Origin of the sequence: Shimia isoporae (assembly GCF_004346865.1) — a bacterium.
Lineage (GTDB): Bacteria > Pseudomonadota > Alphaproteobacteria > Rhodobacterales > Rhodobacteraceae > Shimia > Shimia isoporae.
In genome coordinates this window covers 484,693-510,782 of record NZ_SMGR01000002.1, presented here as the reverse complement: position 1 = coordinate 510,782, position 26,090 = coordinate 484,693, and the positions used below count along the sequence as shown (strand labels likewise).

The following is a 26,090-nucleotide window of genomic DNA, read 5'->3' as shown; positions in this document are numbered from 1 at the left end:
CATGGATCTGCTGACAAAGGACGAATACGCGGCAATCGCGGCTGACATGGATTTTCCGAACACGGCGTACATCGACGGAGCTTATCGCCCGGCGATGTCCGGAAAGACGTTTGCAACACGTAATCCTGCGACGGGCGAGGTGCTCACTGACGTGGCCGCATGCGGAAGCGAAGACGTGGATTTTGCCGTCGCAAAAGCACGTGAAGCTTTTGATGACGGCCGCTGGTCGCGCATGCATCCCTCTGAACGCAAAGACATTCTTATCCGTTTTGCCAAACTTCTGACCCGCAATGCCCGAGAGTTGGCGGTGATGGAAAGCGTCGACAGTGGCAAACCAATCTATGATTGCGAAACCGTGGATATTCCCGAGACAATCCATTGCATCAAGTGGCACGCCGAAGCCATCGACAAAATGTATGACCAGATTGCGCCGAGCTCTGATGATCATGTTGCGATGGTAGTGCGCGAACCAATCGGCGTAGTCGGTTTAATTTTGCCGTGGAATTTCCCGCTTCTGATGCTGGCATGGAAAATTGGGCCTGCTCTCGCGGCGGGCTGTTCTGTGGTTGTCAAACCTGCGGAAGAGACGTCGCTGACAGCCCTTCGAGTGGCCGAGCTGGCGAGCGAGGCGGGCGTGCCGCGAGGTGTTCTGAATGTCGTACCAGGCGGTGGTGCGGATGTGGGCGAGCCCATCGGAAGGCACTTGGATATCGACATGGTGTCGTTCACCGGATCAACTAAGACCGGGAAGCTGTTCCTGAGTTACTCGGCCGAAAGCAATGCCAAGGAAGTGGTGCTCGAAATGGGCGGAAAGAACCCGGCCATTGTCATGGAGGATGCAGAAAACCTCGACCGCGTGGCACAGCATTTGGTGAACGGAGCCTTTTGGAATATGGGCGAGAATTGTTCTGCGACCTCACGTTTGATTGTGCATCGTGCTGTCAAAACCGAGTTGTTGGAGCGAATTGAACATCATGCTCAGCATTGGAATGTAGGCGATCCACTAGACCCTGAAACCAGGGTGGGTGCCTTGGTGTCTCCGGCGCATTTTAAAAAAGTCAGCGGGTATCTGAAAAAAGCTGAAGACGTTGTTTTTGGAGGAGCGGCTGGGGGCGGGTTTGTTGCGCCGTCGCTTGTTCAACTTCCTGACAATAATCATGTTTTAGCGCGCGACGAGATTTTTGGTCCAGTGCTGGGAGTGATTGAGGTCGACAGCTTTGATCAAGCGATCGAGATTGCGAATGACACGGATTATGGCCTGTGCGCCAGCCTGTTTACCGCCAATGCGAAACGGGCGATTCGTGGCGCTCGGATGCTGCGCGCGGGTACGGTCACAGTGAATTCGTACGGCGAGGGAGACATTTCGACACCGTTTGGCGGGTACAAACAATCGGGTTTTGGTGGGCGTGACAATTCAGTTCATGCCCATGACCAATATACGCAATTGAAGACAATCTGGGTCGACCTGTCCGACGACGAAGACGAGGCCGTGTCGTGACTCGATATGTTGCGCGGCACACTCCGGTACAACGGGGTGTAGCGGCGTGGAATGCGATCCTCGGACCACAAAAATCGTCGCACCCGCTGGATCGAAATATTACTGCGGATTTTTGCATTGTCGGCGCCGGGTTCGCCGGTTTGTCTGCGGCACGGCGATTGCGCCAGTTGGCTCCGACTGCGCGTATTGTTGTGCTGGACGCCGGACGGATCGCTGACGGTGCTGCAGGGCGAAACTCCGGATTCATGATCGATCTTCCTCACGACCTTGCGTCTGAGGATTACGCTGGTGCTGGCGATGACGGCCTGGTGACTGCTCTCAATCGTCGTGCGATTTCTTTCGGTGCCGATGCGGTGACCGAATATGGCATCCAGGCAGACTATTTTGACTGCGTTGGCAAAGTGAATGGAGCAGCCAGTGCTGCAGGACACGGGCATAACGTCAGCTACGCGGCGCATTTGAAATCCTTGAACGAGCCGCACGAGATGCTTGATGCACGACAGATGGCGGAGATGACAGGGTCACATCATTACGTTTCGGGGTTGTTCACCCCCGGTACGGTTATGTTGCAACCAGCCGGATATATCCGCGGATTGGCGCGTGGCCTATGCGAGCAAGGCGTTGAAGTTTATGAAAATTCCGCGGTCTCAGCCTTTGAGAAACAAGGTTCAGATTGGATTGTTCATACGGCTTCGGGACGTGTCGCGGCGGGGCGAATTATCCTTGGTGTGAATGGTCATCTGGAGAGTTTTGGAGTGGCCAAAGGCAGGTTGATGCAACTGTTTTTGTTCGCAACGATGACCAAAGAACTCGACTCCGACGCGCGTGCGAGACTGGGCGGTGCCGACAGATGGGGCATAACTCCGTCCGATCCGATGGGCACCACAATGCGACGGATCGATGCCGGACAAGGCGGGCATCGGTTGGTGACGCGAACATGTGCGGTTTTGCGGCCAGGGATGCAGGCGAAAGCCTCGGATCTTGTTCGAGCAGAGAAGGTTATGCGGCGCAAGTTTGATCAACGTTTTCCGCAACTTGAAGGTATGGAGATGGCCTATTCCTGGGCAGGCCATCTTTGCCTGTCGCTGAACGGCGTTGCGGTGGCACGGGAAATTGATCAGGGCGTATTTTCAGCCTGCGTGCAGAATGGATTGGGAACAGCTCGCGGGACGTTGACGGGTATCGCCGCCGCAGAAATGGCGATTGGACAAACCTCCGAGGCCACGGAGTTTTTTGCCTCGGAAGCAGAACCCAAGCGCCTTCCTCCCCGACCATTCAGCGATCTGGGCGCCAATGCGGTTTTGCGCTGGAGGGAATTCAGGGCGCGGGAAGAGTAACTCCCGACCCAAGCCTGCAACTCGTCTGCAAAAGGTCGGTATTACGTCGGTTTTGATGCGGCTGACGCATCTGGCGCGGACAATGGAAAGCAGTTAGCGTGACGCCTGACGGCGAGTGAGGCGAATGACCATCGAATTCAAGGATATACCGGACCCGAGTGATGGCAGTCTGAAGGCGATGGTGCAACGACGCTGGATCGTGATCCGGTTTCTGGCCACCAGCAGCGGCATGATGCGCGATCCGATTGTCGCTTTGACCCTGATTGCAAGTTTCGCGCGGTCCGGCCTCATTTTCTCAATCAATGAGACCGCGCGCATGGGGGGTGGTCTGTCTACCTGGCCTGTATCGCTTTTGCTGATCTGCGCGCTCACCATGCTCACTGCTGCATACTATCAGCGCATGCGGGCCTTCCTTTTGGTGACTTCGGTGGCGCGGCAACTTCGGGAGCGGATGTCCAAGCAGTTGCTGCGAGCCAACATCGATTTTCTGTTGTCGCAAAAACACGGACAGGTTTACTCGGCGATGACCGGTGAGGTGAATGGCTTGTCCTCAACGGTGGTGGCGATCGTAGAAATCGTCGGCGCATTTATCGTTTTGGCGTTTGCGTTGCCCTACTTGTTCTACGTGTCGCCGGAATCCGGCACGGCAGCACTGGTGGCGGTCATGATCGGAGTGACCGGGTTTGTTCTTTTGGATCGGCCTGCGCGTAAATGGGGGCATGAGGCCGCACGGCTTTTTGCAGAGTATTGTGACCGCGTTGGTGACATGTTGGGAGGCTGGAAGGAGTTGCGGTTGCGTCGGGCGCGCCGGGATGCACTTGAAGCGGAGACGCTCGGTTTGATTGATGATCACGTCGGTGCCCGGATGCATGCCCAACGTTTGTTTGCGGCAAGTGCGGGAGTTGGGCAGGCGGCGATCATTCTCTTGCTCTGCTTTGTCGTGATCGCGCTTCCTGCGTTGAGGAATGCGGATGCCACCGTTCTTTTTCAGGTTCTGACCATCATCTTTCTGGTCAACACACCGATTGAAACGCTGTTCAATGCATTGCCTGCTCTGAGCCAATCGGAGACAGCCTATTTTCGCATTCTGACGGTGGATCGTGCTTTGGCCGGCGCCCAAAGTCAGGCAATGGTCGACAGCACAGACGTCAAACGCAGCTTCTCGGAAATCGCGTTGGTGAACGTCGAAGCGCGATTGGGAGATGCAGACGCAGCGGATGCGGAGCCGTTTGATTTAGGACCCGTGAACCTGACTTTTCATCCGGGCGAAACGGTTTTTGTATGTGGCGGGAACGGTTCAGGCAAGACGACATTGTTGTCGCTGATCACGGGGTTGCGCAATCCGACACGCGGCGACGTGCAGCTTGATGGACATCCGTTGACCAAACAAACGACGGGTGCCTATCGCGAGCTGTTTTCAGGCGTTTTTTCCGGCTTTCACCTGTTTGAACGTGCTTATGGCTTTTCCGATCAGGAGCTTGCCGCGTTGGAAGAGCATATTGACCGGCTAGACCTTCGTGGACGAGTCAGCATGCTGGATGACAAGTTCTCAAGCACGTCTCTTTCAGCAGGTCAAAGCAGACGACTGGCGCTGGCGGTTGCGCTGGCAGAGCAGCGACCAATTATCGTGTTAGACGAATTTGCAGCGGATCAGGATCCGGCGAACCGCGCATTTTTCTATGATGTGCTGGTGCCGGAATTGAGCGGGTCAGGTCGGTTGGTTTTGGCGGTGACTCATGATGATCACCAGTTCCACAAATGTGACAGGCTTATCAAAATGGCGGGTGGGCAAATCGTGTCAGACGAACGCATGGCCGCAACTCGGGTGGAACAGGCGTGAGCAGCGGACAGCGGCCAAATGGCGTGGCAACGGTTGGGCTGCTGATCTCGGTCGTCTGCACCTCTTTTGTGGTCTGGGTTGTCAACGCGTTGATTTATACGGCGCGCTGGGACTTTATCGCATCCAATCCAGACAGGGTGGCGCACCAATCGCCGACCATCAGCCGGGCAATTTCCGATCCGCGTATCGGCGAGCCTTTTGCCGAGTGGATGGCGATTTGCGCCCCTGTGCTGCTAGTCGGCGTCCTGCTGCTGGTTTGGTCCGGTTTGCACGAGTTGCGCCGGAACGGAGCCCAGACTGAGGCCACCTTGCGTTGGTTTTTCCGAGTCAGCGTTGGGCTCGTCATCTTGCAGGCGTTGGCATCAGTCGGGATGGTGATGCTCAGTCACTTCCGGTTTCCAGATCACCATTTCGGGCATATGGCTGGCAGTTATCTGTTTTTCTTCAGCCAGGCGGCCGTTGTATTTGTTGGCCAGATTTTGTCGAACGCCTATGCCAAACTGCCGGCTGACGGGCGGATTGTCCTGCCGTGGATGGCTCGGGTAAGGCGGATTTACGTATGGGTGCCGGTGGCGCTAGCTGTGATTTATCTGGTCTGCTTTGTGCTCAAGGATGTGGAGCTTGGGGTTTTGAACGGGCCGCTTTTCACGGTCTATGTTTCCACGGAACCGGTGCTTTTGAGTTCGTTTCTGATTTATGTTTTGAGCTTTGCGCCGGATTGCATCGCAACAGTGGTGCGCTACGTTTGGGGGTCGTCGGATGCCCTCGCCTGAGCGTCGGCCTTCTTAAGAATGTCATAGGCCCGGCGCGCGCGTTGCAGGGCAGTGGCGTGAGCCAAAGCCGCAAACCCGGCCATGCCAACTGTAATGACCCAATCCCCCAGAAGTCCGGCGAGCAAAAGCATCGCGCACAGATAGATAACTCTTTCCATACGTTCGAAGAAATCCGGCCAATCGGTGTTGGATACGGGCATTTCGATCGCCGTGCGCGCCTTTGCATAGGACGTAAGGACCGAGCCGGAAAAGCAAGCGAGCGCCAAGGGCCAGAGATTGTGTGCCAGCGCCAGCACAACCAGTACAGCAAGTTCCTGATAGCGGTCGACTATGGCATCGAAATAGCCGCCCGACTTCGAGCTCTGCCCCGTGCGGCGTGCAACGGCACCGTCCAATGCATCAAAGGCGAAGGCTACGACAAGGGTCAGACCATAGACTGCGGGTGAGCCGTGCCAAAGATATCCGAGAGATACGACGACAATCAGCACGAGACCTGTTGCCGTGACCTGATTGGGGGTCAGGCCCGCTTTTACAAGAGGCGTGGAAAGCGCCTCCCAAATCGGGTCGATCTTGTCCTTTAGAAGACCGTCAATCATGTCTGGATTCCTGAGTTCATATAGCTGCGCACGGCGGTTCGGCGTAGCTTGTCCAAGTGTCTCGCACGTGTGTCGAGCGCTTCGACGCGGGCCGGGTTAGGCGTGTAGTGCGCGGTCGTGTGGCCGCGCAGCCGCGCGGCGGCCTGTGCCGGGTTGTCCGCCCAGCCCATGGTCGCGGCCGCGAGTGTGGCTGTGCCGAGCATGCCGGCATGGCGGGCCTCGCCGACGCGAATGTCGCGGTTAAGCGCGTCCGCCAGCATCTGTGCAACCTGCGGGCTTGCGGCGACGCCGCCCACCAACGTAAGTGCGCCGTTTCTGAGCAAACTCTTTTCGCGCTCCACCTTTGTCATGGCCCATTTCAGGTTCAATGCGATGCCCTCGACCGCCGCACGGCGCACGGTTTGCGCGTTGTGGTGAAGGGACAGTCCGAAAAAGGTGCCCCGCAGCGCGTCGTTGTCGACCGGAACGCGTTCGCCCGCGAGCCACGGCAGGAAAAAGGGATCGTCGGACAAGGCGGTGCCGAGATCGGAAAAGGCTTCTACACGGGATTGCGTGCTACCAGTGATTGCCGCGGCCCAGTCCAGCGCAGAACCGGCGTTTTCCTGACTGGCGATCAGCAGCGGCCGCATGTCCAGACCCGAAGTCACCGTGGCGTAGGAGTTCGGGACGCTGAGGCGACGATCCGGAAAGAAACCCGCAATCCAGGCGGACGTCGCAAGTGAGATGTGGAGCGCACCGTCTTCTACTTCGCCTGAGCCAAGCGCCGCCGCTGTGACGTCAGATGTGCCCGCGAGCACCTGGGTTTTGGGATTAAGTCCGAGTTCGGCTGCCGCTTGTGGCGTTAGGGTTTCGACCACCGTGTCTGCGGTGACAATCGGTGCGAGCTTGTCGAGGGGAGCACCGATCATGGCTGCGAGTTGGGGTGACCAGTTCTCCCGGCCCGGGCGACTGTCCATCATCCACGACAGGTTCGCGCTTTCCGGACTGGTGGTCATTACACCTGTTGCGCGGTGGACCAGCCAGTCCTTGGCGTCGACCAGCCATCGTGTGCGGGCCATGACGTCGGGAGCATTGCGCTGCATCCACAGGATTTTGGACGCGGCATCCATTCCGTTTTTTGCTGGCGCACCATTCGCAAGCCGAAGCCAGCGCATCAGCTTGAACAGTTGATAGCCGTGTACTTGTGGAAAACCGCCAATCAGTTCCTGTGCAAGTGGGCTCGCCCGCTTGTCGAGCCAAGTCATGCAGGGACGCAGCGCCTCTCCCTTTTCGTCGGCGCAGATCAGGCCACACAACTGAGCCGAAAAGACCAGCACCGAGGCGCGGTCTCGTAAATCCGGAATTTGCTTGCGAAGATCTGTGATTGCACGGGTCAGGCCGGACCACCAATCATCCGGGTTCTGTTCGGCAATCCCACCTGGAGCGAGAGAAAGCGGGTAGGGCTCGGTCACGCGGGCGACGATGTTCAGTTCGCCATCCACCACGCCAACCTTGACGCCGGAGGTGCCAAAATCTGCCGAGATGACGAGATCACCCTGCATCAATGCCCTGTCCCTTAAAGTCTTTTTGCCGCTTCTTGACGGTCCACTTGATCTGACATGGCGGACCGGCGTTTGGCAACCTTCGGTTAAGTCAGCGCGGCGCGAAAAAAGGACAGGTAAGACGGCCCGAGATGACGAACGTCGAAGTGGTCTGCGTGACCCTTGGCCCACCGAAGAAGGCGATTTTGCAAAGCTGGCTGCGCCGCCAGTTCCAAGAGCTTTTGGGCCAACGCGTCAGGGTCGCCGGGGGGGACCAACAGGTCGGCGCCCGGTCCGGTCATAACTGTGGCATATCCCGGATTGGCTGCTGCGACTGGAAGGGTCCCGGCGGCCATCGCCTCGATCAGAACAAGCCCAAAGCTTTCGCCGTGCCGTGCGGGCGCGGCAAAGACATCCGCGTCGGCGATCATGCGGCGGGCGATTTCGTCGGACGGAGGATCAACGAAATCGACGGTCGTCAAATTGAGGACACGTGCCAGGTGCAACAAGTCATCTTTGCGCGGCCCGTCTCCGGCGATGATCAGCCGCGCGCTTGGTCTGTTGGTTTCCACGTCGCGCCACGCCCGTAGTAGGGTTGCCGTTCCTTTGCGTTCTTCCAACCTGCCCATACACACGACATTGAAATCACCGGAGGGAATGCTGGCTTTGCGGGCATCCCGCCATGCGGAGAGGTCAACCGTTGGGGCCAAAACTTCTGGCACGGGATGAACGTTGTTGTCGCGCCACTGGTTCTGCGGCGCTTTCGAAGGCACGACAATGCCCTTGAGACGCCGATTGAACCAATGGGCGGAACGTTTGAGCGTCCATGCGAGCGGATCAAATCCGCTAGTTTCGGGAAGCGTGGCATGGAACGTTGCGACACCGGGGATGCCGAGAGCACGCCAGACCTGAAACGGCAGCATTGGTGTCCACGGTGTGTGTAGATGCGCAACCTCGGCGCCCCATGAGCGGAGCTCGGCGACGCAGGTTTGCAAGTCGGCCCGACTGGCGCGTGTGAGCTCGAATTTGGTGCCGTGGACGGCGATTTGGCGGACGCGGCCAAGCTCCACCACGTTGCCGATATTTGCCAATTGGCCTGTGCCGGGAGGCGCCACAATACGCACGTCATGACCTTGGGAGCGCAACCAGCGAGACAGGTCTCGTATGTGGCTTTGAACACCCCCCGGGCGGTCCATGGCATACGGTGTCAGCTGTACGATTTTCACGGGCTGTGCCTTTGCGAAGGAAGCTTCGGACGGACCAAATAGCCCGATTGGCGCAGTTGTATGAGGCAGGCAATGCCAAAGGCAATCGCCAAAGGCAGAGTTGCGGCAAGTTGTGGCGCAATCTTGCCGTTAATCCCTAGAATCCAAAAAGATTTAACAATGACAACTGTGAGATAACCAATGGCGGCGAGCGCAAAGAGACGAGGCGGATTCAGACGCCGGCCGCTGATACCGGCTTGAGCCAGAGACGCGCCCAGAAAGATCAGTACACCCGGAAGAATTAGGGATGCTTTTCGGAAAGCCAGTGTCGTGGCCGCATCACTGGCCGCGGGTGTATCTTCAAGTTCCGCAATTCGTCGCGCGATTGCGTTGGGCAAGTAAAAGCCGTGAATGTCAAACCACCCAATTTGCGCTGCATTTGTCGGCAGTTGGATAATAAGCTCTTTGGACTGCGAGGGCGCAAAAGCGGTTTCTTGCGACCAGACGGTGACGTTTTTTAACAGCCATTGGTTTTGCCCCGGTGACGGTACTGCCGAGTCCGCCGCAATGATCCGGGTGAGAGAGGGAGCTGCCAGACCGTCAAAAATCTTGAGATCAAGAAGCTGTCCTTCTTTGCCGCGCATTACGGTGGCGCGGATCGCCATATTATCTCCGACAATCCATTTTCCGGAGAGTGATGCTTCACCAAACCATTGGCCATAACGGCCGAGTTGTGCGTCAATTTGGGCCTGCACCGCAGCCGGGCGCACCCAGTTTTGAAAGCTGAATTGAACCGCACCTGCAATGGCGGCAACGGCAAGCAAAGCCGTGAAGTGAAATCGCGGCGACATGCCTGCAGCCGCCAAAACATCGTCTTCACGGCGGAGATGGCGCAAAAGCGCTGCCACGAAGCCACCGATCACGCAGGCCGTGCCAAGCAGGCGTGTCAGGATGTCGGCAGCGCGATATGACATATAGGGCAATAGGATTTGCCAAAGTGGTGTTCCGGAGGTTTCAGCTTTGGCTCGCAGGCTCTCGAGTGTCTTTGTCAGGTCTATCGACAGAGCGATTACCAGCAGAGCAAACATGACAAAACCAACGCTTTGAAGATAGGAGCGCATAATCATGCGCACCGCTGTTCCAGTATAAGCCTGCAACATCATTCTGTGCGACCTGCTGGTTTCATAAGGGCTTCTTTGCGCAGCCCCAGATAGATCAGCGGCGGAGCCAGATAGAAAAACAGCGCATTCGCTGCGACAAGTCCCGGTGGCAGCAAGCTGGCCCAACTCACGACAATGGCCTTGGCAACAACATCCACCGACAGCATCACCACTGCTGCGAGCGGCAACGCCACGATCCGACGCAAAGTGGTTCGGCCCGCAACCAGTGCAGCCAACGCAAGGAGCCCGGCCAGTGGCACCATCAGAGCGCGGGCGGCAATGTTTGCGATGCGGGGCGTTTCGTCCCGATGGAAAGTCAGCAATTTTTCCGCCTGCAAAGGTGTGCGGTCGACATCTGGAGCAACCTCAGACATGGAAAAGTTGAAGTCTGCGGCCTTGACGGCATAGCGGTTCATTGGGGGTGGTTCGACAGTGCTGTTCAACGCGACGTCATGCGCGACAAGTTCTTCGAGCAGGATGATGTGACGGTCGTTGTCCTGACCTGAAACCTGCCAGTTACGGGAAGATGCCGCACGCCAGACACCACCAACATTCCTCTGATAAACAAACAGATTTCCGTTTTTTCCCTGACCGGCTTCGTCTGGTGGACTGGCGATGAAGGTGGTGTCCTTGATGGTTTGGATCGCCACTTTGTCACCGGGTGTCTGTATCTTGTTCAGCACGTAATCCTTGCGCAATTCCGCGACTGTGACGCGCTCGGCAAAATTGGATAGCGGCAAAAGGTAGCCCGCATTGAGCAATCCCAAAACACCCCCACCAAGGCCAATTGCGCTGACAAGGGTAACAACCCGCCACCAAGGAATTCCTGCGGTTGCGAGCACCACCAGTTCGCCGTTGTCCCTCGCTTCGCCTACAGCGAAGTAGACGGCGATCAAGAGGCCGAATGCCAGTGCGAGGTCAAAGATTTCGGGAATTCGGAAGATCAGCATTTTGCCAATCACCGACAGTGGCCCGTCATTGCGCAACGCGAGTTGCATCAAACCGGTAAACTCCTCGGCAAGAAAAATAGCCTCGACCACCCCGACGATCAGCAGGAGCCGCCAAAGGATCGGCCAGCCAAGGATGCGTAGGACCGGTTGACGCAAAAAGGGGCGAAAGACGCTCATGCACGGATATTCCCAGTGGTGGGCCGCGCTGGCAAGGGAGTCACCAAGGCCACCACAAAAGCTGGCAAGCAGTCAGGCCAGCACCTGCGGCAATCCAACTATCGAGGCTGTCCAAGAGCCCGCCCTGACGGTTGAGTACGACCGGGAAATCCTTGACGCCGCCAATGCGTTTGAGGCGCGATGCAGCCAGATCGCCGGCAATGGCAAAAATACCGGTTAGAAAGGCAACAACGACAGAAAGCCAGACGGGTTGCCCCAATGGGCCAGCAGCGAAAATCGCGAGAAGCATCAGGCACACTGACCCGCCGATCAGACCACCTATGGTTTTCTTCGGGCTAAGCGACGGGAAAGCTGGCGTGCGTCCGAACAACCGCCCGCTGACCAGCGCAAGACTGTCGAAGACTTCAACAAGAATGTATGTCGCAAGCATCAGGCCGGCGAGGTTTGGCTGGATCGCACCGTAAGCCAGAAGTCCAAGCGGCAGGATTGGGAATACCAGTAGATCGAGAATGGATTTGGAAGTGCGCGGGTTGGAAGCGTTTGGCAGCAGGATCAGGCGCGCGAGCAGCAGAAACCATATGCCCAGAGTGGCCAGCGCCATGCGCCAGTCAAGTGTCGTGGCGACAGTCAGGCCCGCGCATAGGATGCCGATCAGAAGCGGCGCTGGCCCGTCGGGCATCCGGACAGCGGCACTTTCAAAACCGATGCGCAGGGCTGTTAGTGCGAAGGCTGGCACAAGAGCGACTGGCCCCAGCAGGAAAAGGCCAACAAGAACACAGGCGATCAGCGTTGCACTGAAGAAAACCTTCAGGATATCGATGCCCGTCGCGCGGGTGGCAGGTACGAGGCTGAGCACGCCCAAAAGGCCGTAGCCTGCGGCAATCAGGATAACGGCGATACGCGCCATGTCTGTCACTAGAAGTGGCGTCATTCGGGGCGATGCTTTTTGATGATGCGGCGCTGATGCCGGCGTAAAATTGGCTTCAGAATGCTTGAAAAAGCGCCGAGCAGGGTCATCGCTTTGCCGGTGGAAACCCATGGCTTGTTTTTGTCCATCGCCTTGATGAGGCAGGCAGCGACCACTTCGGGCTGAAAGAGACCGCCGCCTTCACCGATTTCGGCGGTGGCCGCCGGTTTGGTGGCCTTTTCGGCAGCCAGCTGCGGTGTATCCGTGTCGGAAGGATGCATCACGGTGACTGAGATACCGGCTTCTGCCAGCTCAAGATGCAGGACCTCCCCTAGTCCGGACAGGGCGAATTTGGTCGGGGCATAGGCGGAATATCCATAAATGCCAAAAAAGGCTGCGACCGAAGAGAGAAAGGCCAATTTGCCGCCGCCGTTTTCGCGCATCGGACCTTGAAGGGCGTGTGCGAAATAGAGCGCGCCAAAATAGTTCACCTGCATGTGGCTTTCATGCGTCGCCAAGGGTTGGTCGCGGAACAGGCCGGGTTCTGCGATGCCTGCGGAAGCCACGGCATAGTCTGGTGCTCCCATGGATTGAACAGCTTCATTTACTGCGGCGGTGATCTCCGTACGATTGGAGACGTCCACCTGAAACTCGTGCACGGAGACAGAAGGCGATTGCGCCAGAATAGTTTCCCGAGCGGCGGCAAGCTTGTTCGGATCACGGGCGAAAATGGCGATGTCGTGACCTTTGGCGGCAAGTTGCATGGCGACAGCAAGACCGATGCCGCTTGACCCACCGGTGACAAAGGCCGGCCCCGGCATCTTTAGCCCTGTTCCCCGTTCACAAACTTCAGAATGACGTCATGGGCGTCGGTGTCTTCAATTTGCTCGGGTGGGTGTTTGAAAAGAAACGCGCTGGCGTCTGCGATCGGGCCGGACATGTTCCGGTCCAGAGCAATCCGGGCGAGCCGGATTGCGACCAGCGCTTCGGCCGCTGCGTTGGGGCTATCTTCGACATCGAGACGGATTTCGATGTTGGTGCGTGCCCCGCCAAACAAGCGGCCCTCAAGACGCACATAGGCCACTTTGCGGTCGTTCAGCCAAGGAACGTAATCCGAGGGGCCGATACGAATGTCGTTGTCATCGAGCCGTTCTTCCATCACGGCCTGCACGGCTTCGGTTTTGCTTTCGCGTTTGTTTGCGAGGCGGTCATGTTCCGTCATATTCAGGAAATCGGTGTTGCCGCCCACGTTGAGTTGGTAGGTCCGATCAATCTCAACGCCACGCATTTCTGCCAGATTGGTAATCGTACGGTGGACGATCGTGGCGCCGAACTGGGCCTTGAAGTCGTCTCCGAGAATAGGAACCCCCGCGGCAGTGAACTTTTCGGCCCATACAGGATGCGAGGCGATAAAGACCGGAATACCGTTCACGACGGCGACACCTGCCTCAAGCGCGCACTCGACGTAGAACTCGACCGCCTTTTGCGATCCGACAGGCAAAAAGATGATCATGACCTGGGCTTGCAGTTCACGCAGCTTCGAGACGATTTCGTCTTTGCCGAGAGCTGGTTCGGAAGACAGTCGGAAGCTGCGATCTTCGGGTTTTGACAACATATGAGCTGCGACCCCGTCAAGATCGGGGCCACGAAGGACCGGTGCGGTCTGATCTGCGACGTCGGTATGAAAGCGTTCGGTGCAATTCGGGGCCGCGAATGCAGCCTCGCCCAGAGTGAGGCCGACCTTGCGACTGTCCACGTCAAACCCGGCAACCAGTTCCACGTCGGCAGGAGCATACCCTGCCAAGTCAGGGAAACTGACTCCCACGGCGGCTTCGCCGACGGCTCGGCAATAGGAAACGCCCTGAATGAGTGAACTCGCACAATTGCCGACACCCACGATCACGGTGCGGATAGGAGAGGTGGTCATTTCAGTAGTCATTCGCGGAAAGCTCCACCGGATACGGCAATCGTGTGTGTCATGTACCGACCCGTGTTCGGGTCGGAGGTATATAGGCGCAATCGCGTGACTTTTGGCAATAGGCCCGAGTCGTCAATATCCAAGAAACCATAGATCATTTTGAAGTCCTGACCATTTTGCTGCTTGTAGAGAGCTGCCTGGAATGGACCTTCCTGTCGTAAAATCAGTTTCTGGTCCCGAATTCCGTTAAAGCGCACTTCGTAGCCTTCTCGTGCGGAGAGCAAACGCGTTCTGGCGCCAAAGCCGAAAACCCGTTCGTACCAGCGAAACTCCATAATGTGGCCTGCCCCGGCGAAACGGCGCCAGTAGCCGACAATCGGTTGGCTGCTGTCCAATGTGCCGTTTTCGTCAAACTGAGCCACATAAACGATTGTGTTGGCGTTGGTGGTGCGCTGCAAAAAGAATACCTGATGGAGATCAGCGGGATGCCGGAACTTGTTTTCGGCAACCGGAAGAGTGACGCTCGGCGTGCTTGAAACCAAAGTCAGGCGCGGTTTGGCGTGCGCGGCCGGGGGTATTATCGGCAGTGCAACAGCCAGCACGACAATTGCGGCCAAAGCTTGGAGAATGCGTCGCCTGCGGGGCCACATAGCTATTCTGCGCTGATCCTGTTGCGCATTGCGGCGGCGGAGGCAGAGGCGTCAGCGACCGCGGCAATGACTCGGTCTATATCGGCTTCGGTGTGTGTTTCGCTGATAAAAAACCGGATGCGCGGCAGGTCTTTGGGAACACCGATGTGAATTACTGGCGGTGCATAGATCCCTTGTTGCATGAGCGTTTCGGCGACAAATACGCAGTCTTCGGGCGTCTCAAAAAGGATGGGTACAACGGCCTCGCCGACCGCAGTGCCGGTGTTGAGTCCGGCCTCGCGGGCACGGCGCAGGAAGCGGCGAGAATTTCCGCGCAGGCGGGTTACTCTGTCAGGTTCCGACCTAAGTGTGGCGAGCGCAGCGTGGGCTGACGCCACGGTCGCGGGCGACAGGCCCACTGAATATACGAATCCGGGCAGACAAAACCGCATCCATTCGATCACCTCGGCGTTGGCAGCGATGAAACCGCCCGACGAAGCAAAGCTTTTTGAGAGAGTGCCTATGGCCACCTCGATGCGGCTGGGATCGATTCCGAAATGTTCGCACGACCCGCGTCCGGTCGGGCCGAGCACTCCGTAGGAGTGAGCTTCGTCGAGCAAAAGCCAACAATCGGTGCGTTCCTTGATCTCAAGAAGACGGGGTAGGTCTGTGATATCCCCGTCCATCGAGAAAAGACCTTCGGTGCAGATCAGGACGCGACTGTATTGCTCTCGCTTCTCGTTGAGAATGCGTTCCAGGTCATCCAGATTGTTGTGTGCGTAAGTCAAAAGGTCAGATTTGACGCTTTTGGCACCGACCATGATCGAGTTGTGAGCAAGTTCGTCGACAATCACAAGATCCTTGGGGCCAAGCAGGAGTTGGATCACCGAAACATTTGTCAGGTATCCCGATATTACCGACAACGTCGCGCCGACACCAAGAAAGTCCGCCATGCTGCGTTCGAATTCCTGATGTGCCAACCGTTCACCGCCGACAAGTCGGGACGCACCAGCGCCTGTGCCATGAACGTCAATAGCCTTTTTTGCTGCAGAGGTGAGAGCCGGATGATGGGCAAGACCAAGATAATCGTAGTGCGACATAGAAAGATAGCCGTCCTTCCACTCGTCTGAGCGGGCCTCGAGAGCGTCGGTGGGCACGAAGTATGGGTGGCCGTCTTCGATCAAGGCTTTCCCGCTGAGCCGGAACCGCCGATCTGCGTAATTGAGAAAACTGTTCTCTTTTGTGGTCATCAAATTCTCCGTCCGCGGAGCGGCCAAAAACAGGGCCTTAAACAGTTGAATTCAGGGCTTTCCGAAAACGGGTGCTGGTCTTTCATGCAGAAACAATATGACGGGTAACGCATTTTGGGTCTAGAGAATTGCCGCTTGAAGTATGATTTCAGGGCGATTTTTGCGGGAAAAGCCGATGTTTGGCCGAATCCGGCGATCATTCGTGTCTTTTGTAGACGCCTTTGGGACGGTCGGTTCTTTGACTGGCGGGTGAAACGGCCTTCTTAATCGTCTTGAACGTGTTTCGATGTGAATTTCCTGCGCGTGTTTCGTCAAAGCGTCATGCAAACGTGATCCAGAGCAGCGCGAGACGCTTGCGGCAAAACGATTAATCATGTTCACTCCGACAAGCGTCCAAAAGGACGTACGGGGAGAGACCGCGAAAATGCGGCGAGGGAAGACTGGCGTGACGGCACTTTTGACTGTGGAGAATCTGACGATCGGTTTTGGCGATGCCGCACCGGTGGTGAACGATGTCAGTTTTTCGGTGAACGCCGGTAAAACTCTGGCGCTTGTGGGCGAAAGCGGCTCGGGAAAAACACTGAGTTGCCGGTCAGCTTTGCGTATTTTACCGGCTGCGGCGCAGATGCGATCGGGCAAGATCACATTGGCAGGCCGCAATGGCAAACCCGATGTGGATTTGATGTCGCTGAGCGAGCGCAAGATGTGCGGCGTGCGTGGTGAACGTATTTCCATGATTTTCCAGGAACCGATGCGGTCTCTGTCGCCGTTGCACAGGATCGGAAATCAGGTCTCGGAAGTGCTGCGGTTGCACAAGAACATTAGCAAGGCCGAACGTAAGTCGCGTGTTCTGGCGATGTTCGAGCGTGTCGGGTTCAAAGATGCCGAGCGGGTTTATGACAGCTACCCGTTTGAACTGTCTGGCGGGATGCGCCAGCGGGCGATGATTGCGATGGCCATGGTTGGCCGGCCGGATATCCTGATTGCGGATGAGCCGACAACTGCGCTGGATGTCACCACGCAGGCGCAGGTTCTGGGCCTGATCAAGGATCTTCAAGCCGAATACGGTATGGCTGTTGTGCTGGTGACGCATGATCTTGGCGTTGTGGCGAATATGGCCGACAGCGTTGTCGTTATGAACCGCGGGCGCGTGATGGAAGCGGGACCGGCTCCGTTGATTTTGAACGATCCCAAACATGGGTACACGCGCGACCTTATGGCGGCCGCGCCTGAGATCCCCGAGGCCATTCCAGAACAGAAGCGGGAAGAAGACCGAGACTATATTCTTGAGATGCGCGAGGTGAGCAAAACCTACGTGCTCAAGGGTGGGTCTGCATGGAAACCGAAGACCGTAATTCCTGCCGTGCGCGGGGTGAACTTTGGTGTCGAACGCGGCAAAACGCTCGCAGTTGTGGGCGAAAGCGGGTCCGGTAAGACAACGACGGCGCAAATGGCGCTGGGCGCCGAGGTGGCTGACACCGGTTCGTCCATTCTGTTCCGCGCAGAACCCGGCGCTGACGCGGTCAATTTGCAGGACCTGGACAAGGCTGGACGCCTTGCCTTTCAGCGTAAGGCGCAGATGGTTTTTCAGGATCCCTACTCGACGCTGAACCCGCGGATGCGGGTCAAGGATGCGTTGGTGGAACCAATGGATATTCACGGTGTCGGTTCTAGCCAGGACCGGATTGAGCGGGCGGCGGAAATGCTGCGCTGGGTCGGGCTGAGTGAAAACATGCTGACGCGGTATCCCCATGCCTTCTCGGGCGGTCAGCGTCAGCGGTTGTCGATTGCGCGGGCCCTGATGTTGGGGCCGACTTTCCTTGTGTGTGACGAGCCGACGTCCGCGTTGGATGTGTCGGTTCAAGAGCAGGTTTTGCAACTGCTAGAAGACATTCGTGACCGTTTGAACCTGAGTTATCTGTTTATCAGTCACGACCTCGCAGTTGTGGCGCGCATTGCAGATGATGTTGCGGTGATGCGGTCAGGACTTGTTGTCGAACAAGGTCCGCCTGAGGTGTTGTTCCATGATCCGCAACACCCTTATACCAAGGCGCTGATCGCAGCGCAGCCAGAGCCGGATATCAACAGGCCTATCGACCTCAATATCGTGTCGCAGGGAGCGGGGGAGCCGTCAAGCTGGCCCGAGGCTTTCCGCTTCAATGGTCAGGACGCTCCGCCGCTGACCCAGACCGGCCCCAACCACAAGGTGCGTTGTTATGTTTAAGAAGACCCTGTTTGCCGTTTCTTGCGCTGCCTTTGGAATGCTGGCGGCTATGGTTCATGCTGTCGAGCCGATTGAAGGCGAATTCTGGATGGAAGAGGTGAAGTCCGGAAATCTGCCACCCGTCACAGAACGCCTTCCTAGCGTCCCATTGGTGCCTGATCTGGAACTGCGTGGCCGCGAGTTGGGCAAGGCAGGTGGCACGATGCGGACGATGGTCACGCGGGCCAAGGACGTTCGTCAGATGGTGGTCTACGGGTATGCGCGATTGGTTGGTTACAATGAGCGCTACGAGATTGTACCCGACATTCTGGAGAGTCTTGAGAACGAAAACGATATCAAGTTCACAATGCGCCTTCGCCCGGGACACAAGTGGTCCGATGGCCATCCGTTTACCTCCGAGGATTTCCGCTACTGGTGGGAAGACGTGGCCAACAACGAGCTGCTGTCGCCCGCGGGCCCGATTGATTTTATGCGGGTTGAGGGAGAGTTGCCGACAGTTACTTTTCCGGACGAGCACACCATCATTTATGAATGGCACAAGCCCAATCCGCAGTTCCTTCAGAAACTGGCCGAGGCGCGCCCTCCGTTCATCTATCGTCCCGCCCATTTCCTGAAACCGCTGCATGCGGATTACGCGAACGAAGAAGATCTGAGCGAACGCTTGTACGAGGCGCGTGTGCGCAGTTGGGCGGCACTGCACAACCGGTCTGACAATATGTACAAGTTCGACAATCCCGATTTGCCGACTTTGCAGCCGTGGATGTTGGCGACCAAGGATGGCAAAAGCCGGTTCCTGTTTGTGCGAAATCCCTACTACCACCGCATAGATCCGAACGGTGTGCAGCTGCCTTATATCGACGTGGTGGAGATGCAGGTCGTGGCACCGGGTCTGGTTGCGGCCAAAGCCAATGCCGGCGAGGTGGATCTTCAGGCGCGAGGGCTTGATTTCAAAGACACAGCGATTCTGAAGAAGGGCGAAAATTCAGGTAAATACACAACCTATCTTTGGGGCAACGGTACCGCATCTCAAATCGCGATTTATCCGAACCTCAATTACAATGATGATCTTTGGCGCGAGACCATGCGCGATGTTCGGTTCCGTCGGGCTTTGTCACTCGGCATCAACCGCAAAATCATCAACAAGGGTCTGTATTTCGGTCTGGCCAAAGAAGGCGGCATGACTGTTTTGTCTGCCAGCCCGTTTTACCGCGAAGAAAACTTCAAGGCCTGGGCGACGTACGACGTGGATCAGGCCAACGCATTGCTCGACGAAATGGGCCTGACGGAGCGTGACAAGGAAGGTACGCGGCTTTTGCCGGACGGGCGCCCGATGTGGATAGTTGTCGAGACAGCCGGTGAGCGGCAAGAAGTCGAAAACGCACTTCAGATCATAACCGACAACTGGAAAGACCTTGGTATCAAACTTCTGATGCGTCCGCTGGAGCGCGACATTCTGCGCAACCGTGTTTACTCAGGTGAAAGCATGGCGGCAGTTTGGTTTGGTTGGGACAACGGCTTGCCTCAGTCCTATACTTCACCGGCCTACGTCGCACCTTGGCAGCAAGAGTTCTTTGCTTGGCCGAAGTGGGGGCAGTACCATCAGACCAGTGGTGATGCTGGCGAGCCTCCTGATATGGAGGCAGCGGTTCAGTTGAACGACCTGGCCAACGAATGGTCTCAGGCCTATTCCACTATTGATCGGGCTGTGATCTGGCAGCAGATGATCAATATCCATGCCGAAAATGTTTTCGCGATTGGTGTTTTGAACGGCGCTCCGCAGCCTGTGGTGGTGTCCAACCGCCTGCGCAATGTGCCGGAGAAAGCGATTTGGGCATGGTCGCCCGGAGCCCATTTTGGCGTCTATCGCGTCGATGAATTTTTCTTTGCAGAATAGGACGGACTAATGGCGCTGCTGCGGTTCGCAGTTTACCGGTTTATCACGATGCTGGCGACGCTCCTGGTGGTGTCGGTGTTCGTCTACGCGATCATCAATCTGCCTCCGGGTGACTTTTTGTCAAACCAGATCAACGAGTTGCGCGCGACCGGTCAGTCGGCGGGCATCGCCAAAGCGGAATTCCTGCGCAAGGAATTCTCGATGGATCAACCGATCTGGAAACAATATCTTATTTGGCTCGGAGCCTTGCCAGGACCGCATGGTTTTGCGGGCTTGTTGCAGGGTGAATTCGGTTGGTCGTTCGAGTTTGACAAGCCCGTAAGCGAATTGGTCGGCGGCGCGCTCTGGATGACCGTTCTGGTGAACCTCGCGGCCGTGCTGTTCATTTACGCAGTTGCTTTGCCACTGGGTGTGTTGGCCGCGGCACGATCAAAGACGTGGATTGACTATACCTCCGCCTTCATCGGGTACCTTGGATTGGCAACGCCGAACTTCTTGTTGGCGTTGATCCTGTTCTACTACGGCAACAGATATCTGAATTTGCCGATTGGTGGTTTGATGGACCCCAAATTTGAAGGCGAACCGATGTCGTTTGAGAAGATGAAGTCGGTGTTGATCCACCTGATCATTCCCACATTTGTCATCGGCACATCTGGTGCGGCTGCGATGATGCAGCGCTTGCGGGCCAATCTTCTGGATGAATTGGGTAAACCCTATGTGGAAACAGCGCGAGCCAAGGGAATGCGCGAAAGTGCAATGCTGACGAAGTACCCGCTGCGGGTCGCGTTCAACCCGTTTGTGGCTGATATCGGTACCTTGCTACCTTCGCTGGTTTCCGGATCGGTTCTGGTCTCCGTTGTACTTGGATTGCAGACGATTGGGCCGGTGCTTTTGCAAGCCTTAAAATCACAAGACGTGTTCCTGTCTGCCTTTGTGTTGATGTTTGTAGCGCTGCTGACGCTGATTGGAACGCTTGTGTCTGATTTGTTGTTGGCGCTGCTTGATCCGCGCATTCGGTTCGGAGGGCGCGAGCGATGACAATTTTGCCAGATGGTCGTTTTGTAGACGACGCCCCCTACGAAACTGACACCGGAGCAGAGGCGCGCCACGCTGAACTGGACATGTCCAACACTCGGTTGTTGTGGCTGCGCTTCAAACAGCACAGGCTGGGTCTGATTTCGGCTCTTTTCCTGCTTATTTCGTATCTGAGCTTGCCGTTTGCAGGGTTCATTTCGCCATATACGCCAAATGAACGGCTCGAGGATTACCTCTATGCGCCGCCGCAACTGGTGCGCCTGTTTCATGACGGTAAATTGGTTGGGCCATATGTCTATGGCACAACCGCCGAAATGGATCTGGAGACCTTCAGTTGGAAATACGTGCCTGACACAAGCACGCCAATGAAGCTGAAGTTCTTTTGTGAAGGGTCAGACTACAAGCTTTCCGGGTTCATTCCTTCCAATACCCACCTGTTCTGTGCCCCAGAGGGCGCCACAGTGTTCCTTTTGGGTGCTGACAGGCTTGGAAGGGACGTGTTCTCGCGGATTCTGTATGGAGCGCAGCTTTCGCTGACGGTGGGTCTGGTCGGGATCACGGTTAGCTTTGTGATCGGCATCATACTGGGCTCAATTGCGGGCTACTTTGGTGGCTTTCTGGACTGGATCATCAACCGTGTGATCGAAATCCTGCGCAGTCTTCCAGAGTTGCCATTGTGGTTGGCCTTATCGGCTGCGGTGCCATCGCACTGGGGGCCGGTCGCCGTCTTTTTCATCATATCGATAATTCTGGGGATACTTGACTGGCCCGGATTGGCGAGGGCGGTGCGATCAAAATTCCTGAGCCTGCGCGAAGAAGAATTTGTGCGGGCCGCAGAAATGATGGGGGCCAAACCCAGTCGCGTTATCAGCAAACACCTGTTGCCCAACTTCCTGAGTCACTTGATTGCAAGCGCGACGCTGTCGATTCCGGCAATGATTTTGGGTGAAACGGCGCTGAGTTTCCTCGGTCTTGGTTTGCGCGCACCTGCGGTAAGCTGGGGTGTAATGCTGAATGACGCGCAGAACCTTGCGTCGATAGAGATCTACTGGTGGACGGCGATTCCGATGTTGCCGATCGTGATCGTGGTGCTGGCATTCAACTTCTTTGGTGATGGCCTGCGCGACGCCTTGGATCCGAACCGGAGCTGATATTCAGGTTTCAATTGAGCGAAGCTTTCGCGCGACGCTCAGTTCGACTTTTGCCTGACCGGTTGCCCGCTCCAGCGCGGGTCGGTTGCGTTCAAGCTGTTTTGTGAACTGCAGTAGAAACCTTCGGAGCTGAGCCCGTTATAAGAAAAGGCGCAGTTCCGGATGTGTCTTTGTTACTGGTCGTTGTCAGGCCCGCCTTCCATGGCGTCCTCGTCAATTGCAGCTTCTACGGCACCTACAACAGCTTCACGCTCCTTGGGTGTCAGGTCTTTTTCTTCTTTGTCGCCAGCGATGCGCACAGTGACTTCGCGGTGCGCGAACTTGATGCCTTCGCGTTCGAAAAGTTCCCGGATTTCGTGATAGACCTTTTTGCGCACCAGCCATTGGTCGCCGGGCTTGGTCATGAACTTCACGCGTATAATCATGGCGCTGTCCTGCATCTCAACAACACCCTGCGATTTCAGAGGTTGGATGAAGTTGTGACCAATTGTCGGGTCGTCGAGCAGCGCGATGCCGAGATTTTTGATCAGCTTGCGCACGCGTTCCACATCTGTGTCATATGTCACACGCAGCTTGAGTTTCATGATGACCCAGTCGCGGGAATAGTTGGTGAGGTACTGGATTTCGCCAAACGGAATGGTGTGCAACGGGCCAAGGTGATGGCGCAACTGGAAAGAGCGAACGGAGATTTTCTCCACCGTGCCTTTGACTGATCCGATGTCGATATACTCACCTTTGCGGAAGGCATCGTCGAAAAGGAAAAATGCTCCCGAGAAGATATCTCTTACAAGTGACTGGGCGCCAAAACCAACGGCCAAGCCGACCACACCGGCACCAGCGAACAGCGGGCTGACATTTACGCCGAGTTCCAGAAGGACGATCAGGAAGATAGAGACCACGATCACAAGCAGCATGACTGCCCGGAACAGAGGCAACAGAGTTGCCAGACGGCTTGCACTGTTTGCGCCGCCTTCGTCACCCAGTTCGCCTTCTTCTTCGTCACCTTGCTCGTCTCGGATTTTGCCATCGACCCAGATGCGGAACACGTGAAACACGATGTATCCAAGGAAGACGATGACTGCGACGTCAAGGAACCGGTTCGAGAAACTGTCGCTCATCATATCGCCCGCGCCGAAGGCAAGCACGGCGGCATAGAAGCCAGCAACCACTGCGAGGATACCGGAAACGCGTCTCGCCAATTGCTCGTAGGTCTGGATGTGCGCTCCGTCGAGTTTCTGTTTGAGCTCTTCGATCTCGTCGAGTTGCTCCTGCGTGGGCGCGTCGGTCTCTTCGACCTGACCTTCTTCGAGTTCCAGTTCGGCGTTCATTTCGCGGATGCGGCGCGCTCGATCGAAGAACTTCTCGATGCAATAGTTGATGGTCGCGTAGACCACGATGATTGCAGAAAAGATGCCATAGGCCGCTGCTAGGGCTGGCACAGCGTCCTCGGCTTCGAGGATCAGATCAAATGCCTGATCGAAGAACCCGTAGATTACGTAGGCGATAAAGACCGGCGCCCACAAAAGGGAAATCAAGCGCACGGGCAGGCTGACATCTTCCATGGCCTTGCCATTGCGGATGGCGTTTCCTACGGGCTTGTAGTTAACCAGCGCCATAAGGATGTTGCCGAGAGAGAAGAGCGAAACGAGCCCCAAAGTCAGAAGCGCATAAACGTCGTAGTTCAGGCCCAGTTGTTTCAACCATTCACCAAACACCTGCGTGCAGACATCCATTGCCGCAAGCAGGAACAGCCAGCGGTAAAGGCGCTTTGCATCGCGTGTCGAAAAGGCGGGGATACGATACTGGTCAAGAAACGGCGATAGGATCATGCGCCAAATAAGCGCCGCAACACGGGCCATGAAATATGCAAAATAGATCGAGGCGACAGTGAAACGGATGGCGGTATCATCAGAACTGCCAAAAAGCAGCCAGCCAACCAGATAGGCCACAGCCATAGAAACCGTCACGCCAATCACGCCAGCGATAAACCGCACCACAAGGAACGGCAGCTTGTCCGAGTAGCCTTGCGGGTCTTCCTTGATCATCGGCATCACGAAGCGTCCCGCGATGCGACGACCATAAATATGGCGTTCCACCATGATGCCCACGACAAACAAGGCGAGACACCAGAGTAGCACCTCTACAAAGGTAAAGATCTGACCGTCGGGACTTGAAGCGCGCAAAATGAACAGTACTTCGTTGACCGAAGCGGGCCATGCATTCAGGCGGCGCTGCAACAGATCCTGAAACTGTTCTACCTCGGACTGGACCATCATTATGGCGTTTCCGGTTTCGCCTTCCGCCAGTTCTTCAGCAGCGGTTTCCTGTTCGGAGTTTGAGGTCGAGACAGGTTCTCCATTGCCGTCCATGATGATGACCGTCATGCCTTGCTTGGCCGCTTCTTCTACGAGGGTCGTCATTGGATTGGGGGCTGCGTTCTCGGTCGTCTCCTGAGCAATCAGGGCGAGCGGAAGAAACAGGGAAACCAACAGAACAGAGAGGAAGCGCAGCATAGTCGGGCCTTTCGTAACACGTTTGATCGGTCTACCCCGAGATGACGGCTTGGGCAAACTGTTGATTTGAGGCTGAATGCAACCGTGGCGAGAGGGTCGCGCCGCTCTCGGTATCGCATTGTTTTGGGGTGACAACGTCCAGCAAAACGGATAGCGCAGGACTAGGAATTATTGGGCGGCGGTCAGGCCGAGCCCCCAGCAAGAGGCGCCACGTCGCGTGATGCAAGACAGACAAGAAAAGATTGCGGTTCTTGGACAAGGTTATGTCGGGCTGCCGTTGACGCTTGGGCTTGCAAATGCGGGCTTTGACGTTGTCGGGTTCGATACAAATGCGCGCCTTGTCGATCGATTGTTGGAAGGCAGCGACCCCAATGGTGAGGCAACAAGTGATGCTGTTGCCGCGACAACGGCCAAGTTCAGCGCGGAAGACGCGGACCTTGCTGGATGCACCGTTTTTATTCTGACAGTTCCGACGCCCATCACGCTTGCCAAAAAACCCAACCTTGATCCGATTTTCGGTGCTGCGCAGACGGTTGCACCGCACCTGCATAAAGGCTCTTTGGTGATCTTGGAGAGCACTGTCTATCCAGGCGTTACTGAAGACGTGCTGGGCGAGGCGCTTGAAAAGGCTACGGGATTGACGCGGAAGGTCGATTTCCAACTTGGCTATTCGCCGGAACGGGTAAATCCCGGAGACCCGATAAACAAGCTCGAGACAATCGTTAAGGTGATTTCGGCTCAGGACGACGAGACACTGGATCGCGTTGAGGCGATCTATGAGCCTGTGATCACTGCCGGCTTGCACCGGGCCAGTTCGATCCAGACTGCAGAGGCCGCGAAGGTGATTGAAAACACGCAGCGGGACTTGAACATCGCGTTGGTCAATGAGTTTGCGTTGATATTTGACCGGATGGGACTGGATACACTGGAAGTTCTGGAAGCCGCGGGTACCAAGTGGAATTTTCTTCCGTTCAAGCCGGGCCTGGTTGGCGGGCACTGCATCGGCGTTGATCCATACTATCTGACGTATCGAGCAGAGCAGTTGGGCTATCACCCCGAAGTCATACTGGCAGGGCGTCGTATCAACGACAACATGGGCAAATACGTGGCGCAACAGACCATAAAAGGTATGTTGTCCAAAGGAGCGAACCCTGCCGGATCGCGGGTTCTGGTGATGGGATTTGCCTTCAAGGAAAACTGTGCCGATACACGAAATACTCGTGTCGTGGACATTGTCGCGGAGCTGGAAAGCTATTCCGCGCGAGTTGAAATTTGGGACCCTCGCGTGGATGGCGAAGCGGTCTCGGAAGAGTATGGAATTTCACTGGTGTCTGCCCCGGAGCAGGGCGCCTATGACGGCATTATTCTTGCCGTGGGGCACACGGAATTTGTCGAGATGGGTGCCGCGGCCATTAGAGGTCTCGGAAAGCCGGACGCTTTGCTTTACGATATCAAAGGCGTTTTGGAGAAGTCCGAGTCGGATCTTCGCCTGTAACCTGTGTAAGTGAGGCGC

20 protein-coding genes are annotated in these 26,090 nt (G+C 56.5%); 9 read left to right on the top strand and 11 right to left on the bottom strand.

Annotation, left to right across the window (positions count from 1 at the left end; translation table 11 throughout):
- Position 1: 1 nt before the first annotated feature.
- The 4 genes from BXY66_RS13950 (at position 2) to BXY66_RS13935 (ending at position 5,448) form a co-directional block, all read left to right on the top strand.
- Positions 2-1,498 (top strand): aldehyde dehydrogenase, encoded by a 1,497-nt coding sequence (locus BXY66_RS13950; RefSeq protein ID WP_132860930.1) that lies wholly within the window; start codon positions 2-4, stop codon positions 1,496-1,498.
- Entirely contained in the window at positions 1,495-2,835 is a 1,341-nt protein-coding gene (locus BXY66_RS13945; RefSeq protein WP_132860929.1) for an NAD(P)/FAD-dependent oxidoreductase, read from the top strand. Before BXY66_RS13950 ends, BXY66_RS13945 begins: the two co-directional genes overlap by 4 nt.
- Positions 2,836-2,959: 124 nt before the next feature.
- Positions 2,960-4,675, top strand: a complete 1,716-nt coding sequence (locus BXY66_RS13940) for a cyclic peptide export ABC transporter (protein WP_132860927.1) — start codon at positions 2,960-2,962, stop codon at positions 4,673-4,675.
- Positions 4,672-5,448 (top strand): Frag1/DRAM/Sfk1 family protein, encoded by a 777-nt coding sequence (locus BXY66_RS13935; protein ID WP_132860926.1) that lies wholly within the window; start codon positions 4,672-4,674, stop codon positions 5,446-5,448. Before BXY66_RS13940 ends, BXY66_RS13935 begins: the two co-directional genes overlap by 4 nt.
- Here BXY66_RS13935 and BXY66_RS13930 read toward each other — a convergent pair.
- From BXY66_RS13930 to BXY66_RS13885, 10 genes are all read right to left on the bottom strand, one after another.
- Positions 5,415-6,044 (bottom strand): CDP-alcohol phosphatidyltransferase family protein, encoded by a 630-nt coding sequence (locus BXY66_RS13930; RefSeq protein WP_132860925.1) that lies wholly within the window; start codon positions 6,042-6,044, stop codon positions 5,415-5,417. The two genes, BXY66_RS13935 and BXY66_RS13930, sit on opposite strands and share 34 nt — an antisense overlap.
- Complete coding sequence (locus BXY66_RS13925) at positions 6,041-7,585, bottom strand: xylulokinase (RefSeq protein WP_132860924.1); 1,545 nt, start codon at positions 7,583-7,585, stop codon at positions 6,041-6,043. The genes BXY66_RS13930 and BXY66_RS13925 overlap by 4 nt, the downstream gene beginning before the upstream one ends.
- Positions 7,586-7,671: 86 nt before the next feature.
- Positions 7,672-8,790, bottom strand: coding sequence for a glycosyltransferase family 4 protein (locus BXY66_RS13920; RefSeq protein ID WP_132860923.1), 1,119 nt, complete (start codon positions 8,788-8,790; stop codon positions 7,672-7,674).
- On the bottom strand, positions 8,787-9,932 hold the full coding sequence (locus tag BXY66_RS13915) for an LptF/LptG family permease (protein WP_132860921.1): 1,146 nt from the start codon (positions 9,930-9,932) through the stop codon (positions 8,787-8,789). Before BXY66_RS13915 ends, BXY66_RS13920 begins: the two co-directional genes overlap by 4 nt.
- Positions 9,929-11,056 (bottom strand): LptF/LptG family permease, encoded by a 1,128-nt coding sequence (locus tag BXY66_RS13910; RefSeq protein ID WP_132860919.1) that lies wholly within the window; start codon positions 11,054-11,056, stop codon positions 9,929-9,931. The genes BXY66_RS13915 and BXY66_RS13910 overlap by 4 nt, the downstream gene beginning before the upstream one ends.
- A 40-nt stretch (positions 11,057-11,096) precedes the next feature.
- Positions 11,097-11,987, bottom strand: a complete 891-nt coding sequence (locus BXY66_RS13905) for a phosphatidate cytidylyltransferase (protein WP_165929188.1) — start codon at positions 11,985-11,987, stop codon at positions 11,097-11,099.
- Positions 11,984-12,784 (bottom strand): SDR family oxidoreductase, encoded by an 801-nt coding sequence (locus BXY66_RS13900; protein WP_132860916.1) that lies wholly within the window; start codon positions 12,782-12,784, stop codon positions 11,984-11,986. The genes BXY66_RS13905 and BXY66_RS13900 overlap by 4 nt, the downstream gene beginning before the upstream one ends.
- A 2-nt stretch (positions 12,785-12,786) precedes the next feature.
- Complete coding sequence (locus BXY66_RS13895) at positions 12,787-13,890, bottom strand: inositol-3-phosphate synthase (RefSeq protein ID WP_132860915.1); 1,104 nt, start codon at positions 13,888-13,890, stop codon at positions 12,787-12,789.
- A gap of 8 nt (positions 13,891-13,898) precedes the next feature.
- The gene (locus tag BXY66_RS13890) at positions 13,899-14,498 is read right to left on the bottom strand and encodes a DUF4833 domain-containing protein (RefSeq protein WP_165929187.1); all 600 of its coding nucleotides are present in this window, start codon (positions 14,496-14,498) and stop codon (positions 13,899-13,901) included.
- A gap of 35 nt (positions 14,499-14,533) precedes the next feature.
- Positions 14,534-15,760 (bottom strand): aminotransferase class I/II-fold pyridoxal phosphate-dependent enzyme, encoded by a 1,227-nt coding sequence (locus BXY66_RS13885; RefSeq protein WP_132860912.1) that lies wholly within the window; start codon positions 15,758-15,760, stop codon positions 14,534-14,536.
- Positions 15,761-16,205: 445 nt separating this feature from the next.
- On the opposite strand from BXY66_RS13885, the gene BXY66_RS13880 reads away from it, so the two are divergent.
- Genes BXY66_RS13880 through BXY66_RS13865 form a run of 4 tightly spaced genes read left to right on the top strand, consistent with a single transcriptional unit; the run spans position 16,206 to position 22,064 of the window.
- A complete protein-coding gene (locus tag BXY66_RS13880; RefSeq protein ID WP_132861087.1) occupies positions 16,206-17,984 on the top strand; it encodes an ABC transporter ATP-binding protein in 1,779 nt (592 codons plus the stop codon).
- Positions 17,977-19,878, top strand: coding sequence for an ABC transporter substrate-binding protein (locus BXY66_RS13875; protein WP_132860911.1), 1,902 nt, complete (start codon positions 17,977-17,979; stop codon positions 19,876-19,878). Before BXY66_RS13880 ends, BXY66_RS13875 begins: the two co-directional genes overlap by 8 nt.
- A 9-nt stretch (positions 19,879-19,887) precedes the next feature.
- Complete coding sequence (locus BXY66_RS13870; protein ID WP_132860910.1) at positions 19,888-20,916, top strand: ABC transporter permease; 1,029 nt, start codon at positions 19,888-19,890, stop codon at positions 20,914-20,916.
- Positions 20,913-22,064 (top strand): ABC transporter permease, encoded by a 1,152-nt coding sequence (locus BXY66_RS13865; protein ID WP_132860909.1) that lies wholly within the window; start codon positions 20,913-20,915, stop codon positions 22,062-22,064. The genes BXY66_RS13870 and BXY66_RS13865 overlap by 4 nt, the downstream gene beginning before the upstream one ends.
- A gap of 173 nt (positions 22,065-22,237) precedes the next feature.
- Here BXY66_RS13865 and BXY66_RS13860 read toward each other — a convergent pair whose 3' ends face one another.
- Positions 22,238-24,577, bottom strand: coding sequence for a mechanosensitive ion channel family protein (locus tag BXY66_RS13860; RefSeq protein ID WP_132860908.1), 2,340 nt, complete (start codon positions 24,575-24,577; stop codon positions 22,238-22,240).
- 220 nt (positions 24,578-24,797) lie between these two features.
- Between BXY66_RS13860 and BXY66_RS13855 the strand changes: the two genes are divergently transcribed.
- Positions 24,798-26,072, top strand: a complete 1,275-nt coding sequence (locus tag BXY66_RS13855) for a nucleotide sugar dehydrogenase (protein ID WP_132860906.1) — start codon at positions 24,798-24,800, stop codon at positions 26,070-26,072.
- The last annotated feature ends 18 nt before the right edge of the window (positions 26,073-26,090 follow it).